This is a genomic window from Pseudomonas sp. (genome assembly GCF_049590575.1).
Lineage (GTDB): Bacteria > Pseudomonadota > Gammaproteobacteria > Pseudomonadales > Pseudomonadaceae > Aquipseudomonas.
This window is the reverse complement of sequence record NZ_JBAWDE010000385.1, coordinates 1-17,033: the sequence shown is the minus strand read 5'-3', so window position 1 is coordinate 17,033 and position 17,033 is coordinate 1. Positions and strand designations below refer to the sequence as shown.

Below are 17,033 nucleotides of genomic sequence, written 5' to 3'. Positions count from 1 at the left end.
GCCCAGGCGCGCCGCTGCCCGCGCGACAATCTCGCCACGCGTCTTGCGCGACTCGGCGGTGCGTTTGCGGGCTTCCTCCAGCACCGGTGCAGGCGCTGTCTCGGGGCTGCCCGCATTGAACGGCGGTGCCGGCGCATATTCGATCTGCAATTGCACCAGTTGCGCCGCCGCTTCGCTGTACAGCTCCGCCGCGAGGGTCAGGGCAAAGTCGATGCCCGCGGTGATGCCGCCACCGGTCAACAGGTTGCCGTCACGCACCACGCGGTCTTGCACGGGGATCGCGCCGAGCGGTGCGAGCATGTCGTGATAGGCCCAGTGGGTGGTCGCTTTGCGCCCGCGCAGCAAGCCCGCCGCGCCGAGCACCAGCGAGCCGGTGCACACCGACGTCACGTAGCGCGCGGTGTGTGCCTGGGCCTTGAGGAAGTCCAGGGTTTGCGGGTCTTCCATCAACGCGCCAACGCCTGCGCCGCCGGGCACGCAGATCACATCCAGGCTCGGGCAGTCGTCGTAGGTCATGGTCGGGGTGAACACCAGGCCGGTGCTCGAAGTGATCGGCGCCAGGTCCTTCCACACCAGGTGCAGCTTTACATCCGGCAGCGACCCGAGCACGTCATAGGGGCCGGTCAGGTCCAGTTGCTGGATGCCGGGGAACAACACAAAGCCGATCTGCAAGGTCATCGATGAAGCTCCAATAAAAGGGTGGACGGCTCCACTCTAGGGGCCTAGGCTTTGGCGAGTACGCCATTGAGCCCACGAATCACGCCAATCATGACCCGAATCGTCCACGTGCTCGCTTTTGATAATGCCCAGGTGCTCGACGTGACTGGGCCGTTGCAGGTGTTTGCCTCGGCCAATGATCTGGCGCGCCAGCGCGGTGTGCCGTTGCCCTATGCCGTCAGCGTGATCGCCGACCAGGTTGAGCCGGTGATGACTTCTGCCGGCCTGGCGCTGGTCGCGCAGCCACTGCCTGCCGCCGACAGCCCGTGCGACACCCTGGTGATCGCCGGTGGCTGGGGCGTGTACGGCGCCGCCGAAAACCCCACGCTGGTGGACTGGGTGCGCGACAAAGCCCGGCACACCCGGCGCATGACCTCGGTGTGCACCGGCGCGTTTCTTCTGGCCGCCAGCGGCTTGCTGGATGGCTGCCGCGTCGCCACCCACTGGACCCGCTGCGAAGAGTTGGCGCGCAAGTTTCCGGCGCTGACCGTGGAGTCCAACCCGATCTTTATCCAGCAAGGTGCGGTGTGGACCTCGGCCGGGGTGACGGCCGGCATCGACCTGTGCCTGGCCCTGGTCGAAGAGGACCTGGGCCGCGCCGTGGCCCTGGAAGTGGCGCGGCACTTGGTGGTGTTCCTCAAGCGCCCTGGCGGGCAGTCGCAGTTCAGCGTCACCCTGGCCCTGCAAAAGGGCAGTAGCCGCTTTGCCGAACTGCACGCCTGGATCGCCGACAACCTGACCCTCGACCTGACCCTCGCCACCCTGGCCGCCCAGGCCGGCATGAGCGAGCGCAGCTTTGTGCGCCACTACCGCGCCGAAACCGGCCAGACGCCGGCGCGTGCCGTCGAACTGATCCGCGTGGAAACCGCACGCCGGCAACTGGCCGACAGCAATGCGTCGATCAAGCGTATCGCCGTGCAGTGCGGCTTTGGCAGTGAAGAGACCCTGCGCCGCAGTTTCCTGCGTGCCCTGGACGTCACGCCCCAGGCCTACCGCGAACGGTTCTGCGCGCCGGCCTGAACGAAAACGTACGCCGCTGAACCAAGGTGCTATGTTGGCGGACTACCTTCCGCACTCAGCTCCTGCGATTGCGCCGCTACTCCCTCCGCCCCCCGGCGTGACGCCTCCCATGAAGCCATTGCCTGCCACCGGCGCCGCCCCCCTGCGGGACGATTGCGCCCGCGAGCCGATTCACATCCCCGGTGCGATCCAGCCCCACGGCGTGCTTTTGACCCTCAGTGATCCGACGCTGGTGGTGCTGCAGGCCAGCACCAACGCCAATGCCGAGCTGGGCCTGGGCCCCGCGCCGCTATCCGGCCAGGCGTTGGCCAGCCTGATCGGTGACGCCGCGCTTGCCCAGGTCCGCCAGGCGCTGGCGGACCTGGATGCCGACGAAGACGAGCTGCGCCAGGTGACCCTTAACGGTGAGCTGTTCGACGCCTTGCTGCACCGCCACCAGGGCCTGCTGTTGCTGGAGCTGGAACGCGCCGTGACGCCCCTGCATGATGCTGCGCTGCATGTCGCGCGAACCTTGCGTCGCCTGCAGTCGGCCAAGACCCTCGATGCGCTGTACCAGATCTGCGTCAGCGAGATTCGTGCTTTGACCGGTTACGACCGGGTCACCCTCTACCGCTTCGAGCAGGAGGGCCACGGCAAGGTCATCGGCGAATCCCTGAGCGAGGGCATGCAGCCGTACCTGGGCCTGTGTTTCCCGGCCTCGGACATTCCGCCGCAAGCGCGCGAGCTGTACCGCCTGAACTGGGTGCGCGTGATCCCCGATGCCGCCTACACGCCGGTGCCGATCCTGCCGGTCCTGCGCCCCGACAACGGCCAGGCGCTGGACCTCAGTTTCGCGGTGTTGCGCAGTGTCTCGCCGGTGCACTGTCATTACCTGAAAAACATGGGCGTGCGCTCCTCAATGAGCATCTCGCTGATCAAGGACGAGCAGCTCTGGGGCCTGATCACCTGCGGCCACCGCGAGCCGTTGCGCGTGCCCTTTGAACTGCGCAGGGCCTGCACCAGCATCGGCCAGTTGCTGTCGATGCAGATCACGGTGCTCCAAGAGAAGGACGCCCGGCGTCAGCAGCTGGAAAAAAATACCATGATCGACGCATTGGCCAACGCCATGGCGTTGGAGACGTGCGACGTGATGGAGAGTCTGCGCCCGTATGCCCAGACCTTGCTCAACCTGACCGCCGCCGAAGGCCTGGCGATTCTGGTGGAAGAGCGTTTGCACCGGTTTGGCGTGTGCCCGGGCGAAGACGAGATCCGCGCCCTGTACCCCTGGCTCCAGCAGCAGGGCAAAGGCGTGGTCAGCAGCCATCAACTGGGCGCGGATTTCCCGCCGGCCGCCGCGTATCAAACGGTCGCCAGTGGGCTGTTGGCCTTCCGCCTGCCCAAGCCGGTGGACAACGCGGTGATGTGGTTTCGCCCCGAGGTCAAGATCACCGTGCACTGGAGCGGCGAGCCGATCAAGCAACGCGAAGCCGGGGCCACGGCGTTAAGCCCGCGCCTGTCGTTTGAGCGCTGGAAACAACAGGTCGACGGCAAGGCGCAGCAGTGGTCCGCCTCGGAACTGCTGGCGGTCGAGAACCTGCGCCGCAATGCCCTGGAGCATGACCTGGCACGCCAGGTACAGCGTGAGCATGCGGCCGTGCGTGCGCGTGATGAGATGGTGGCCGTGGTCTCCCACGACCTGCGCAGCCCCTTGACCATCTTGCTGATGCAATGCGGCATGATGCGCAAGCTGGTGCCCGCCGGCGACACCAAGGCCAATGTGCGCCTGAACAGCGCCATTGAAACCATGCAGAACGCCACTTCGCGCATGAACACCTTGCTCGAAGACCTGATTGATATTTCACGCATCGAGGCTGGGCGCTACCGGGTTGCCCCGCAACCGCTGGACGTGGCGTCGACCCTGCAACAGCTCGGCTTGATGTGGCACCCGCTGGCGGCCGCCAAGGGCATCAACCTGACCTGGCGTGCCGCGCCGGGGTTGCGCATTCAGGCCGACCCGGAGCGACTGTTCCAAGTGTTTTCCAACCTGCTGGGCAACGCGCTGAAATTCACCGACCTGGGCGGTGCGATCGAAGTGATTGCCCAGGCGGCGGACGACGAAGTGTTGTTTCGCATCTGCGACAACGGCGTGGGCATTGACGCGGCGCAGCTACCCTACATCTTCGAGCGCTACTGGACCTCCCGCGAGGGCAACCCCAACGGCAGTGGCTTGGGGTTGTACATCTCCCAGGGGATTATCCAGGCCCACGGCGGCACATTGTGGGCGGAAAGCGTGGTGGGGCAGGGCAGTGTGTTCAGCTTCAGGATCCCGGCTGCGCCCTAGGGCCGGTCGAGCAGTTCAAGGATCGCGGCGGTGGTCACCTGAGGCGCTTCCTGGGGAATATTGTGGCCCACGCCGGGCAGCACGTCGCGCCGGTAAAAACCGCTGAAAAGCGCCACGTCGTCATCCTCTTCAGGCGGCGCGCCCACGCCATCGTCGGCACCGCACAGCGAAATGCTCGGCACCGAAATCGCCGGTTGCAGCGCCAGGGCGGCTTCGATGGCTTCCAGCGCCGGGTCGCCGGGCGCGTACATGAAACGGTGGCGATACGAGTGAATCACTACCGCGACAAAATCCGGGTTATCGAACGACGGCGCGGTCTGCCCATACAGGCTCGGCCCCTCGGCCCAGGAGGGCGACCACAGCGACCACAACAACCCGCAGAGCTCACGGCGGTTGGCCGTCAGCCCGTCCACGCCGCGCTGGGTATGAAAGTAGAACTGATACCACAACCGATGCTCGGTGGCCGGCGCGCGTGGCTGGGTCGATGTGGCAATGTCCTGGATGTTGTACCCATCGCCGGTCACCAGCCCGCGCACCCGCTGCGGCCAGAGCGCCGCGACAATGCACGCCGCGCGCCCGCCCCAGTCATACCCCGCAAGCGTGGCCTGCGGGATCGCCAGCGCATCCATGAAATCCAGCAAGTCCTTGGCCAGCGCGGCTTGTTGGCCGGAGCGCATGACCTGTTCGTTGATAAATCGCGTCGGGCCATAACCCCGCAGGTACGGCACCAGCACCCGACAACCGCGCGCGGCCAGCACCGGTGCGATCTGGTCGTAGCCACGCGGGTCGTAGGGGAACCCATGCAGCAGGATCACCGGCGTGCCGTCGGCGGGGCCGTGGGCTTCATAGGCCACGTCGAGCATGGTGGTGCGCACATAGAGCAGCGGGGCAGTGGTGGTCATGGCGGGCCCTTGTTGGCGGATCAGGTGTGCTGGGACTGTAGCCGAAAGGCATGAAACAACGCCGTGCTTTTGAAGGCAGGGCGTTGACTTGTCTAGCCGGGCGTCAAGGTTGCCAGGTGGTCTTCTCGCCGCTGAGCTTGCGGTCAAGGAAGGTCGCCGCGCTGATCAGCGCCAAGTGGCTCAATGCCTGGGGCGTATTGCCCAGGTGGCGGGCCTGGCTGTCGAACTCTTCGGCGTACAAGCCCAGCGGGTTGGCGTAGCGCAGCAGTTGCTCGAATTCCAGGTGGGCCTTCTCGACCTGGCCGGCGCGGGCCAGGCATTCGACGTACCAGAACGAGCAGGCGGCGAACGCGCCCTCGGTGCCTTGCAGGCCGTCGATCTGGCTGTCGTCGTTGCGGTAGCGGTAGACCATGCCGTCGCGCACCAGGCTTTTCTGAATGGCTTCCAGGGTCGATAGCCAGCGCGGGTCGGTGGCCGCGACGAAGCGCACCAGCGGCATCAGCAGCATTGAACCGTCGAGGGCCGTGCTGCCGATATGCTGCACAAAATGCCCGCGCTCTTCGTTCCAGAAGTTGCTCCAGATATCGGCGTAAATGGCCTGGCGGGTCTGGTCCCAGCGCGCAAACGGCGCCGGCAATGAGCGCTTGTAGGCCAGGCGCAGGGCACGGTCGAGGGCCACCCAGCACATCAGCCGCGAATGCAGGAAGTGATGCTGTTCACCGCGCATTTCCCAGATGCCCACGTCCTTCTGGTTCCAGATTTCACAGACTTGGTCGGCGACTTCCACCGTGTGTTTCCAGCCCTCGTGAGAGATGGCCTCGCCGTATTTGTTGACCAGGTACACGGCGTCCATCAGCTCGCCATAGATATCCAGCTGGATCTGGTCGACCGCTTCATTGCCGACGCGCACCGGCTTAGCGCCGCCATGCCCGCTGAGGTGGTCCAGCTCGGTTTCGGGCAGTTCCTGGCGCCCGTCGATGCCGTACAGGATGTTGATTTTGGTCGCCTGGCCGCAGCAGTCGCTGACCCGGCCCTTGAGCCAGCGCATATAGGCATTGGCTTCCTCGATAAAACCCAGGCGCATAAATGCATAGACGGTGAACGAGGCGTCGCGGATCCAGGTATAGCGGTAGTCCCAATTGCGTTCGCCGCCTGGGGTTTCCGGCAGGCCGAAGGTGGCGGCGGCGATGATTGCGCCGTGCTTGCGCGAGGTCAGCAGCTTGAGGGCCAGGGCCGAGCGGTTGACCATTTCACGCCAGCGCCCGCGATAGTTCGATTGCGCAATCCAGCCGCGCCAGAACTTCAGGGTGTGGGCCAGCGCCAGATCGGTGCAGCCGCTGTCTACGCGTTCATCCTCCTGGCCGCCGAACACAAACTCGGCATCTTCTTCCTGTCCCAGTTCAAAGCTGGCCACGGCGGCGCCGTCCTTGATCTGCAGTGGGTGGCTGCCGGACAAGCGCAGGCCGGGTTGGCCGTCGGCGCTGAAGCACACCGTGCCGTTGTCGAGCGATGCGTGGGTGGAGGCGCGCGCGTAGTCATGGCGTACGGCGCAGCGCAGGTGCAGGGTGGCCTTGCCGCTGACCACGCGTACGCGGCGAATCAGCAGCGGCAGGTCGTCGATTTCTTCGCTGATCACCAACAGGTCGGTGATCTCGACCACCGCTTCATCGCTGAGCCAGCGGGTTTGCAGCACATTGGTGTCGGGCAGGTAGATCTGCTCGCGACGCGCATCGGGCAGGTCCGGGGTCAGCTGAAACACGCCAGCGTCGGGGGTGTCCAGCAGCGAGCAAAAGATCGAGGGGCTGTCGAATTCCGGCCAGCAGAAAAAGTCGATGCTGCCTTTGTCGTTCACCAGTGCCGCGCTGCGCATATCGCCGATGATGCCGTGGGCGTCAATGGGGCTTTGTTGCTCGTTGTTCAAATCAACCATTGCCACGAAACTCCGGATAAAGGCTCATCCCGCCATCAATAAACAAGGTGCTGCCGACTACATAGTCGGAGGCATCACTGGCCAGCCAGACCACGGCGTTGGCGACGTCTTCGGCCTCGCCGACGCGGCCGTAGGGAATCAACTTGAGCAGTTGCTTTTCCGCTTCGCCTTCAGTGGCCGCGCGATTGATCGCGGTACGGATCGCCCCCGGCGCAACGCCATTGATGCGGATGCGCTGCTCGCTGACCTCTTGGGCGAGGGTGCGCATGAGCATCTCCACGCCGCCCTTGGACGCCGCGTAATTCACATGCCCGGCCCAGGGAATCAACTGATGCACCGAGCTCATGTGGATGATTTTGCCGGCGGCGCGTGACACGCCCTCCCGCACGCCCTGGCGGTTGAAAATGCGCACGGCGGCGCGCGCGCAGAGGAATTGGCCGGTGAGGTTGACGCCGATCACGCTGTTCCAGTCGTCGAGGGTCATGTCGACCACGGCGGCGTCCTTCTGCATACCGGAGTTGGCCACCAGAATGTCCAGGTGGCCGAATGCATCCAGCGTCTGCGCAAACAGCCGTTCTACGTCTGCTTCTTTAGAGACGTCGGCGCCGATTGCAATCGCCCGGCCGCCATTGGCGTTGATCTGTTCTGCCAGCGCTTCGGCCGGCGCGGCCTGGCTGTTGTAATTCAGCACCACGGCCGCGCCGGCTTGCGCCAGAGCCTTGGCTGCGCCGGCGCCAATTCCGGAACTGGCGCCCGTCACCAGGGCCACTTGTTGCTCCAACGAGATATGCATTGCCCACCCAGCCTTGAAATCGTGAGTTCAAGTAGCTGACTGACGCGGCGCAACGGAAGTTCACCGGTGTGATTTTAGCGACTACAACCATGGTGAAAAATGGAATAACAGAACTATAAAAAATAACTGAAAGATACTAAAAAACCGTTCAAAAGCGTTTGACAGGGTTTTTCGTCGCGTGTCTTATAGGCACACCTCAACCCGCTCCGTTGGTAGTTCGGCAGTCATCGCGGGGCCACCTATAAGAGATTTTTATGTGCCTTTCGGCCGTTATAGGAGAACTACCGGATCAGGGAAAAACGGCAGCCTTTATTGGCGCGCCTAAGTTGGTCATCTTCGACTGCGACGGTGTCTTAGTTCAAAGCGAAGAAATTACCCTGTCCGTGTTGATCACCCTGCTAAATGCCCAGGCATTGGGCCCTACACAATTAGATGTTACTGAGTTTATTGAGCGTTTCCGTGGACGGAAGATCGCCGCGTGTTTGGAGGAAGCACAACAGTTATTGACTATTAAATTGGATGATCAGTTTGAAGCGGACTTTCGACAGCAAGCGCTGTTGGCGTTGACGCGCAACTTGAAAGCCACCGATGGCATGCTTGAAGTCCTGCAAAAGTTAAAGGTTCCGTATTGCGTAGCGTCAAGTGCGCCGCGCAACAAGATCGAACATTGCCTGCGCATTGCAGGGCTGTTTTCTTACTTTGAAGGGCGAATCTTCAGTTGCTATGAGTTAGGCCGTTGGAAACCGGATCCTCTGGTGTTTTTAACGGCCTGCGAGACTTACGGTGTTGATGTCGGCGATGCATGGGTGGTTGAAGACAGTGTCACCGGTGTTCAGGCGGCGGTGGCCGCCAATATCAAAGTGTTGGGTTTTGGACCGCCCGAGCGGCACCGGTTATTGACCGAGGCCGGCGCGTCAGCATTTGCCGATATGCGTGATTTATTGACCTTTATTAACTAGCCAACTTACTCAGGGAGGAGGCGCTGTGAACACACTCGGCTATAGAGAACGGCTTAAACATAATGACCCACGTTCAGCAATATGGTGGGATTCATCCACGGCGGTGTACGCGCCTTATAAAAAACACTTGCTGGATAAATACCCGGCGGCGGCGGCCTCTATCGAGCAGTTGATGCCGGATGACTTTTCCCAGGCCCGGGGTTTTAGCAGTGTGACCACCAACCCGCGGTTGGTGACGGCGGTTATCCTCGACAAGCGCGAGTATTGGTCCTCGCGTTTTAACCTGGCAAGCCTGTCTCCCGCCGAACTGCGCAAGAAGCTGTACAACGAAGTGATCATCGATGGCGCCGCAGCGCTCACGCCGCAGTGGGTCCAATCGGCCCAGGCCGAGGGCTGGATTTGCGCCCAGGTCGACCCTGTGGATGTGCGCTGCACCGAACGCATGACGGCCAGGGGCCTGGAACTGCGCCAGCTGGCACCGAATGTAATGGTCAAGGTGCCGGGCAGCCTGGAGGGGTTGGCGACCGTCGAGGCGCTGGTGGCTCAGGGCTGCTCCATCAATATCACGTTCTGCTTTACGGTCTCCCAGTTCCAGGCGGGTATCCAGGCGATAGAGCGGGGCATGGCATCCGCACGCCGCAACGGGATCGACACTCGCCACTGCAAGTACGTGATCACCTTCATGATCGGGCGTTTCGCCTGCCAGCCGGAGTTTGCGCTGCAGGCGGCCGAACGCGGGCTGGCGCTGAGCCCTGAAGAGCTGCGCTGGGCCGAGCTGCTGGTCTACGAGCAGATCCAGGCGCTGGTCGCGGCCTCGAGCGTGCCGGTGCAAACCTTGCTCTCAAGCATCAAAGTCGATGTCGACGAGCGCGGCAACAAACACTGCTGGCACCTCGAAAAAACCGGCCTGACGGCGACCTGCTACACGCTGACGCCGGACGTGGTGGAATTTCTGATCGAGCGCGAAAGCCACGGCAAACCGGTGGCGCCGGCGACTGAGCCTTTGCAGCCGCCGCCAGCGACCTTCGCAAAACTGGTGCGCATCCCGTACTTCTGCGAAGCCTACTTTATCGACAGCCTCGAACCGTACGACTTCGGCAACCACGAGGCGTTTATCAACGCCTGCAACGAAGCCAACAGCGCGCATCGGCGCCTGGCGGACTACTGCGTTCGACTCTGCCCCGTGGCGAAGCCTTTCAAACGCTCGCTCAACGCGCTGCTGGCGGCTGAATTCGGGGTGATCGCATGAACAAGATGATCGGATTATGGGCGCACCCACGCTCACGCTCCACGGTGTTGGAGCGGGTGTTCATCGAACGCGGCGATTTCGAAGTCTTCCACGAACCGTTTGCGCACATGGCGTTTTCCGAGGACTCGGCGATTCCTTCGGATGACTGGGACCACAGTTTGCCGACCACCTACGAGGGCATAAAACAACAGCTGCTCGCGGCCAAAGAGCGTGCAAACGTTTTTCATAAAGACATGTGTTACCACTGCCTGGATGAGTTGAAAGTTGATAGTGGGTTTCTGGCGCAGCAGGCGAATATCTTTCTTATCCGAGAACCGGCCAGCAGCATTATTTCGCACCACCGGATACACCCGGATATGCCAATGCAGGCCATCGGGCATAAAGCGTTGTATGAGATTTTCTGCGTGGTGACCAAGCTCACCGGCAAAGTGCCCTATGTGATTAATGCAGATGATCTTGCCGCCGAACCGGAGCGGGTGATTCGCAAACTGTGCAATCACTTGGATATTGAATTCCTGCCGCATGCAATGACATGGAAGCGCGAGTGCCCCGACCAGTGGAAAACCTGGCGAAGTTGGCATGTAGCGGCAGAAAACAGTGAACGCATTATTTCCCCCGCCGCGCCGCCTGTGGATATATCGGTGTTTGATCAGTACCCGAAGTTAAAAAATTTGTACGAGTACCATCGCACGTTTTACGCGCGCATGAACGAGTTTTGCCAATAAGGACAGTTGTATGAAAAAGTTAATTATCACCGGCGCGGCGAACGGCATTGGTCGCGCGACCGTAGAGCAAGCGATCAAGGACGGCTACTTTGTTATTGCCGCCGACAAAGATGCGCAAGGACTTAAACATCTGGACAGTCTTTACGGCCCTGAAGTGCTGGAAGTGCAGGTTGCCGATTTCTCTGATCCTGCAGTTATCAAAGGTTTTATTCCTGCGCTGTATGAACGCCACTCGACTATTTACGGGTTGGTTAATAACGCCGGTATTTACCACGGCAAAAGTGTGTACCTGTATTCCGATGAGCAAATCGACGACATCCTCAACGTCAACCTCAAGGCACTGGTTTACCTCTCCAAGGATTTTGCCGAACGTGAAATGAAGCACGAGGCGCCGCGCAGCATCGTCAACATTGCCTCGGTGGCGGGGGAGGTGGGCAGTTGTGACGCCCTCTACGGCGCGACCAAGGCCGCGGTGATTGGCCTGACCAAAGCCAACGCCTGGAATTTCGCGCCGTTTGTGCGGGTAAACGCTGTGTCGCCAGCGTTGATTCACGACACCGCGATCTACGACACGATTCCCGAGTACCGGCGCGCCGAATACGCACGCCAGGAAATCCTCAAGGACCCGATCCTGCCCAGTGGCGTTGCCGAGGTGATTTTGCTGTTGATCGGCGACGGCATGCGCCACATGACCGGCAAGGTCATCCCGGTCGACAACGGAGCGTACCCACGGTGAGCCATTCCAATCCCAAGAAAAAACTGCTGCTGGTTGGCGCCGGCAATCTGTGCCTGCAGATCCTGAAGATCCTCGGACCGAAAAACGCTTTCGAGTTTGTCGTGCTCGGCCGCAATGAAGAAGCAACCAATCGGCTGTGTAACCTGGTGGCGTTGTCGTGCGCGCAATTGGGGCAACACATTGCGATAAAGCCGGTGATCGCAGATTTGACGGACATCGCCAAAGTGACGCGCGTGCTGCGCGAGGAAGCGCCGGACATGCTCGTCAACTGCGCGTCGTTGCAGTCATGGCGGGTCATTACCGAGTTGCCCAAGCTGTCATTCGAGCAGCTCGACCAGGCCCAGTTCGGCCCCTGGTTGCCGATGCACCTGACGCTGATGCACTGCCTGATGCAGGCAGTAAAGGCTTCCGGCATTGCGGTGAAAACCGTGAACGCGGCGTTTCCCGATGCGGTCAACCCGATCCTGGCCAGGGTCGGCCTGGCACCGGACATCGGCGTGGGCAATGTGGCCAACCTGATTCCCGCCACGCAGCTGTCGATTGCGCGGCTGCTGGAATGTGCTCCCGCCGATGTCCGGGTGCAGTTGTATGCCCAGCATTACTTCAGCCATTACGTGCCTCGCGGCGGGCTGCCGCCGCGCGCCAGCTACCGCTTGTTGTATGAGGTACGTGACCGGCCGCGGGTGGCCCGTCTGTCTGACGAGGTGATTTTCTCCACGGTCAAGTCCGAGTTCCGCCGCTTGGGTGGGGTGGATGGGCAATTCCTGACCGCCTGTTCGGCGGTCACCGTCATCGAAGGTCTGTTTTCACCCACCCCGGTGCTGGTGCATGCGCCGGGCCCGCTTGGGCTTCCGGGCGGTTATCCAGTGCAACTGCACGATGGGCGGATTGACGTGCAGTTTTCCGAAGCCTGCCCGCAGGACGAGGCGGTGCGCATCAATACCATTTGCCAGAGCCAGGACGGCATCGACGAAATCCATTGCGATGGGTCGGTCACCTACAACCCGAAATGCATGGCTGTCATGCAGGCAATGCTGGGGTATTCCAAAAACACCATGTCCATCGAGCAGTCCGCCGATTTTGCCCACGAACTGGCGAGCAAGTACTCGTCCTTCAGAAACTCAACCTGGTAGGTGTGTGATGAATCAGATGTCGAGCCGTAAGCACCACGAAGTCGCCAGTTATTCAGCGCAGTACTCGGCGGACTTCGTCGAGCGCTGGGATGAATTGATCGATTGGGAAAAAAGAAAAGCCGGCGAGGACGGTTTTTTCGAAAAGCTGCTGCGCGAACACGGTGTGCACTCGGTGATTGATGTGTCGACCGGCAGTGGCTTCCATGCGGTACAGCTCAAGCAAGCAGGCTTTGAGGTGGTGGCCACGGATGGCAGCAGCACGATGCTGACCAAGGCGCGGGAAAACTTTCGGCAGCGCGGCCTGGAAATCGAGTCGCACTACATGGATTGGCTTGCGCTCGACCCAACCGTGCTGGGGCGGTTCGACGCGGTGGTGTGCCTGGGCAGTTCGCTGTGCCATATCTTTGCAGCCCACGATCGTTTGCGGGTGCTGGAGAAGTTCAGGGCATTGCTCAAGCCGGGTGGTTTGCTGATTGTCGATCAACGCAACTTCTTCGCGATTCGTGCAGGTAACTTCAAGGCCAGCGGGAATTACTACTACTGTGGGACGAACGCGTCCGTCAGCCTGGGGCAAGTCGACCAAAACCTGTGCGAGTTCATCTACACCTTTGACAATGAGGAACAGTACCGTCTGAAGGTGTACCCGCTGTTGCCGGGTGAGTTGGCCACCCAGGTGCTTGCGTCCGGCTTTGCAGCCCATGAGAGTTACGGCGATTTCCAGCGTGACTACGACATGATGCACTGCGACTTCATCATTCACACCGCGCGCGCTGTATGAGGACGACAGGATGAGCACACTCGTACAGAGCACGCCGCGCACACTCGACAGCGTAGTGCTGGCCGTGGTGTTGACCGGTTTTGTGGCCAGCACCTATGGCTTCGGGGTTTACCTGTTCGCCAACCTGGTGGTGGACATGCGCCGGGACATCGGCTTCGACTACACCACGGTGGGGGTCATCACCGGCGGCGCGCAGATCGGCTTCCTGCTGTTTTCATCGGTGACCAGCTATATCAGCCGGTACTTCGAGGGCTGGAAAATCAGCCTGGTGTCTACCGTGATGACGTCCCTGGCGCTGCTGGGGCTGAGTGTCAGCGACAACATCTGGTTGTCCGGGGCGCTGTTGATTTTGCTCGGCGGATGTTCCGCTTCGGTGTATATCCCGCTGGCGGAGATCGTCACCAAGGGCTTCAGCCCAGGGAGCCGCTCGCGGGTCATGGGGCTGATTTCCAGTGGCACCAGCTATGGCGTGTTTATCAACGGCCTGCTGGTGTCGTTCCTGACACTGAACGGCGGCTGGCGCTCGATCTGGCTAACTGCGGGCCTGATCTCGGTGGCCCTGTGCCTGGTGGCCTGGTACCTGTTGCGCAGTCTGGCGGCGGGCAAGGATGACGGGTTTTCCGGTGCGCGGGCAACGGCAGTGGGCAGCGATCAGCCCTGGCTGAGTCGTTCGTTGTACCTGACCTGGGCCATCGCCTTTCTCAACGGGATGGCGTTACTGCCGTTCCAGACCTACCTGGCCCCGTTCCTGCGGGATGAGTTGGGGGTGTCGGTGCAAGACACCGGGTTTATCTGGACGACCATCGGCGCCGTGGGCATGGCCTCGGGTTTCCTGGTGGGGTGGATTGCCGACAAAGTCGGCGTCAGGGCCTCATTGGCGATGTGCTTTTTGAGCGCAGGGCTGGCTGCCGTCCTGGTGTTCAGCTTCAACAGCATTGCGCTGTTTTACCTGGCGGCGTTTTTGTTTGCGCTGGCGTTTTATCCGATCTTCGGGCTCGTCCCCAGTTACATCGGGCAAATTGTGCCGGTCAACCGCCTGACCCAGGCGTTTGGCATCGCCAACGTATTGATTGGCCTGGGCGGTGTGTGCGGTAACTTCCTCGGTGGTTTTTCCAAGGACCTGACCGGTTCGTTCTCGACCGTCTATTGGGTGGTCGCGCTTTTGCTGTTCGTGCAATGCGTGATGGTATTCATGTTGGGTAAACAACCTGTTTCGTCAGGTGAGGGTGAGCGGCGATGAGTTACTTTGCGGAAAGTCCAAACCAGAATCTGCATGCATTTGCGTTCAGCCATTTACGGGCCGGGCAGCTGCGCATGAAACAAAAGCCCTTGGTGATCTGGATGACCGGCATTTCCGCATCCGGCAAGTCGACGATTGCCGATGCGCTGGATATCGCCCTGCAGGCCCAGGGGCGGTTTACCTGCATTGTTGACGGAGACTCGGTGCGCGGCGGGCTGTGCCGGGACCTGGGTTTTACTGACGACGACCGTGACGAGAATATCCGGCGGGTTGCGGAAGTTGCGCGCTTGATGCTGGAGGCGGGGCTGATCGTGATCGTCGCGCTGATCTCACCTTCAGCGGCCAGCCGGCATTACGCGCGCTCGATCATCGGCAATGAGTTCTTTGTTGAAGTGCATGTGGATGCGCGGCTGGAAACTGCCGAGCGACGCGACCCCAAGGGTTTGTATAAAAAGGCCCGCGCGGGGCAGATCAAGAACTTCACCGGCATCGACTCCGATTATGACCTGCCGGTGTTTCCAGAGGTGCATGTGGATACCCAGGCCTTGTCCGTGGGCGAGTCAGTCGAGGCGATCCTTGATTGGATGGCACGCCGCGATAATCAAACTTAGCCGTTGGTCTTCGTGCCGGTCATGGCAATATCTGCACTCACAAAAAACAAGGTACTCTGCGCCATCGCCGCTACGCCGCGTTTTCTGAGGAGCAGGCATGACGCATTTTACGGGCACTGCAAAATCGATCCGGCTGATTGGCGGGGCCCGGGCGTTGGACTTTATCAATACGACCAATGGCCGGCGCCCCGGGACCGCACTTACAGTATTGGAAGAACGGCTCACCAGTTTTCAGTTCTTTTTTGAGTGGGCGTTACATGCGTCGCTACTCTCGGCACGCGAGTTCGATGCCTATAAACCCATGGTGTTTGAAACACCGATTTCCTATCAACCGAACCTGGACGCCATTATTGCGTTCAGGGAGTGTCTGTACCGTGCGTTCTACCCGCTGTCGCTGCACCGGGCCGCGCCCGATGAGGCGTTGCAGCAGATCAACCTGACCTTCCAGCAGGGCGTGGCCTGGCGTGTGCTGCGCTCGGTGGGCGGCAAGCCTGCCTGGGAGTGGAGAGCCTGCACCTGCGCGCAGGAATTGACCGCGATGTTATTGGGGCGCCTGGCCATCGAAGCCACGCAATTACTGATGTCCGGTGACCTTCACGCATTGAGGAGCTGCAGCGCCACCGATTGCGATTGGGTGTTTTTGGATATCTCCAAGAACAAACAACGCAAATGGTGCCAGATGAGCGTGTGCGGCAGCCGGGAGAAATTGAACCGTCTCAGGCAGGTGGCCAACCAGCCCTGATCGCAAGCAGCAACGCGGGCGACGGGTAGTAATTGCTCGACTTAATAGGAAGCATTACTATTCACGCCCGCCTCCCCAGTGCCCCCGCGATGATCCCCCAGCTGCCCCGTAGAACAGGCTTTTTCCAGCATTACGAAGAGTTGATCGGGACCTGGACGCGCCGCCTGAGAAACCGTCAGCAGGCCGAAGACCTCGCCCATGACACCTTCGTGCGGGTGCTTGAATCGAATTCCACCGACGTTGCGCAACCGCGCGCCTACCTGCATCAGACTGCGCGTAACATTGCGGTGGACGCCTACCGGCGTGAAGATCGCCGGGAAGCCATGGCTCTGCAAACCTATGATCACAGTGCGCCGCACACTGGCGACCCGGAGCATGTCATGCACGCGATCCAGTTGGCGGACTCCATAGAGCGGGCCTTGGCCGAGTTGCCGCTCAATTGCCGCAGGATTTTCATCTGGCAGAAAATCGAGGGCCTGACCCAGCAGGAAATTGCCGAACGCCTGGGCTTGTCAAAAAACATGGTGGAAAAGTATATGATCCGCACCCTGCGGCATCTGCGTGACCGCCTGGACGCGATGGCGCCATGACCCATGCCCGCTTTGAAACAGGACCTTCCATGATGGATAGCCGTATTCGCGACGAAGCCGCGCAATGGTTTGTACGCCTGCAAGATGCCGAGCTGAGCCTTGAAGAGCGCCAACAGTTCGATGCCTGGCGCAATGAGCATCCAAAGCACCAATACGAATTCGATGTACTGCAAGGCATGTGGAACGCCACCGACCGGCTGCCCAAGGCCAGGCTGCAGGCACTGTGTGAGCCACCCGCCGAGCAACCTCGGCGCCGCGCGGTATTGCGTTATGCGGTGGCGGCCAGCCTGGTCGCCGTTGCCCTGGGGCTGGGGCTCTTCAGTGGCCTCGATCATCCGCAACCCTACACGGCCGAGTTCAGCACGCGCCTGGGGGAACATCGCCAGGTGGCCTTGCCGGACGGTTCGCTGATCGACCTCAACAGCCGCAGCATCGTCGTGGTGCACTACGAAAAACGCCGGCGCGGCGTGGCGCTCAAGCAGGGCGAGGCGATGTTCAGCGTCGAGCATGACGCCAGCCGGCCGTTCGTGGTCGCGGCCGGGGCAGGGCAGGTGACGGTCACCGGTACACGCTTTGATGTGCGTCGCG

Annotated in this window: 17 protein-coding genes; 13 read left to right on the top strand and 4 right to left on the bottom strand. The window is 61.2% G+C overall.

What is annotated here, in order from left to right; all coding sequences use genetic code 11:
* A partial coding sequence (gene inhA / locus WBR57_RS26535; RefSeq protein WP_424088037.1) for an isonitrile hydratase occupies nucleotides 1-678 on the bottom strand: 678 nt, incomplete at its 3' end.
* Between the two features lie 90 nt (nucleotides 679-768).
* Here inhA and WBR57_RS26530 point away from each other — a divergent pair.
* Complete coding sequence (locus WBR57_RS26530; protein WP_424088035.1) at nucleotides 769-1,737, top strand: GlxA family transcriptional regulator; 969 nt, start codon at nucleotides 769-771, stop codon at nucleotides 1,735-1,737.
* 109 nt (nucleotides 1,738-1,846) lie between these two features.
* Nucleotides 1,847-4,057, top strand: coding sequence for an ATP-binding protein (locus WBR57_RS26525; RefSeq protein WP_424088034.1), 2,211 nt, complete (start codon nucleotides 1,847-1,849; stop codon nucleotides 4,055-4,057).
* Here the strand turns inward: WBR57_RS26525 and WBR57_RS26520 are convergent.
* The 3 genes from WBR57_RS26520 to WBR57_RS26510 form a co-directional block, all read right to left on the bottom strand.
* Nucleotides 4,054-4,959, bottom strand: coding sequence for an alpha/beta fold hydrolase (locus WBR57_RS26520; protein WP_424088030.1), 906 nt, complete (start codon nucleotides 4,957-4,959; stop codon nucleotides 4,054-4,056). The two genes, WBR57_RS26525 and WBR57_RS26520, sit on opposite strands and share 4 nt — an antisense overlap.
* 103 nt (nucleotides 4,960-5,062) lie before the next feature.
* Complete coding sequence (locus tag WBR57_RS26515; RefSeq protein ID WP_424088028.1) at nucleotides 5,063-6,889, bottom strand: glycoside hydrolase family 15 protein; 1,827 nt, start codon at nucleotides 6,887-6,889, stop codon at nucleotides 5,063-5,065.
* Nucleotides 6,882-7,682, bottom strand: coding sequence for a glucose 1-dehydrogenase (locus tag WBR57_RS26510; protein WP_424088026.1), 801 nt, complete (start codon nucleotides 7,680-7,682; stop codon nucleotides 6,882-6,884). The genes WBR57_RS26515 and WBR57_RS26510 overlap by 8 nt, the downstream gene beginning before the upstream one ends.
* Before the next feature lie 254 nt (nucleotides 7,683-7,936).
* Here WBR57_RS26510 and WBR57_RS26505 point away from each other — a divergent pair, with 254 nt between their 5' ends.
* The 11 genes from WBR57_RS26505 to WBR57_RS26455 form a co-directional block, all read left to right on the top strand.
* Complete coding sequence (locus WBR57_RS26505; protein WP_424088024.1) at nucleotides 7,937-8,641, top strand: HAD family hydrolase; 705 nt, start codon at nucleotides 7,937-7,939, stop codon at nucleotides 8,639-8,641.
* Between the two features lie 25 nt (nucleotides 8,642-8,666).
* On the top strand, nucleotides 8,667-9,890 hold the full coding sequence (locus WBR57_RS26500) for a transaldolase family protein (RefSeq protein WP_424088022.1): 1,224 nt from the start codon (nucleotides 8,667-8,669) through the stop codon (nucleotides 9,888-9,890).
* A complete protein-coding gene (locus WBR57_RS26495; RefSeq protein ID WP_424088020.1) occupies nucleotides 9,887-10,615 on the top strand; it encodes a sulfotransferase family protein in 729 nt (242 codons plus the stop codon). The genes WBR57_RS26500 and WBR57_RS26495 overlap by 4 nt, the downstream gene beginning before the upstream one ends.
* 10 nt (nucleotides 10,616-10,625) lie before the next feature.
* Nucleotides 10,626-11,351 (top strand): SDR family NAD(P)-dependent oxidoreductase, encoded by a 726-nt coding sequence (locus WBR57_RS26490; protein WP_424088018.1) that lies wholly within the window; start codon nucleotides 10,626-10,628, stop codon nucleotides 11,349-11,351.
* Nucleotides 11,348-12,484: a hypothetical protein gene (locus WBR57_RS26485; protein WP_424088016.1), complete on the top strand. Its 1,137-nt coding sequence runs from the start codon at nucleotides 11,348-11,350 to the stop codon at nucleotides 12,482-12,484. Before WBR57_RS26490 ends, WBR57_RS26485 begins: the two co-directional genes overlap by 4 nt.
* Before the next feature lie 7 nt (nucleotides 12,485-12,491).
* Nucleotides 12,492-13,262: a class I SAM-dependent methyltransferase gene (locus tag WBR57_RS26480; RefSeq protein WP_424088014.1), complete on the top strand. Its 771-nt coding sequence runs from the start codon at nucleotides 12,492-12,494 to the stop codon at nucleotides 13,260-13,262.
* 10 nt (nucleotides 13,263-13,272) lie between these two features.
* The gene (locus WBR57_RS26475) at nucleotides 13,273-14,502 is read left to right on the top strand and encodes an MFS transporter (RefSeq protein WP_424088012.1); all 1,230 of its coding nucleotides are present in this window, start codon (nucleotides 13,273-13,275) and stop codon (nucleotides 14,500-14,502) included.
* Nucleotides 14,499-15,113: an adenylyl-sulfate kinase gene (gene cysC, locus WBR57_RS26470; RefSeq protein ID WP_424088010.1), complete on the top strand. Its 615-nt coding sequence runs from the start codon at nucleotides 14,499-14,501 to the stop codon at nucleotides 15,111-15,113. Before WBR57_RS26475 ends, cysC begins: the two co-directional genes overlap by 4 nt.
* Nucleotides 15,114-15,210: 97 nt before the next feature.
* Nucleotides 15,211-15,855, top strand: a complete 645-nt coding sequence (locus tag WBR57_RS26465) for a CGNR zinc finger domain-containing protein (RefSeq protein WP_424088008.1) — start codon at nucleotides 15,211-15,213, stop codon at nucleotides 15,853-15,855.
* Nucleotides 15,856-15,944: 89 nt separating this feature from the next.
* Entirely contained in the window at nucleotides 15,945-16,445 is a 501-nt protein-coding gene (locus WBR57_RS26460; protein ID WP_424088006.1) for a sigma-70 family RNA polymerase sigma factor, read from the top strand.
* Between the two features lie 29 nt (nucleotides 16,446-16,474).
* On the top strand, nucleotides 16,475-17,033 hold a 559-nt coding region (locus WBR57_RS26455), incomplete at its 3' end, for a FecR family protein (RefSeq protein ID WP_424088004.1).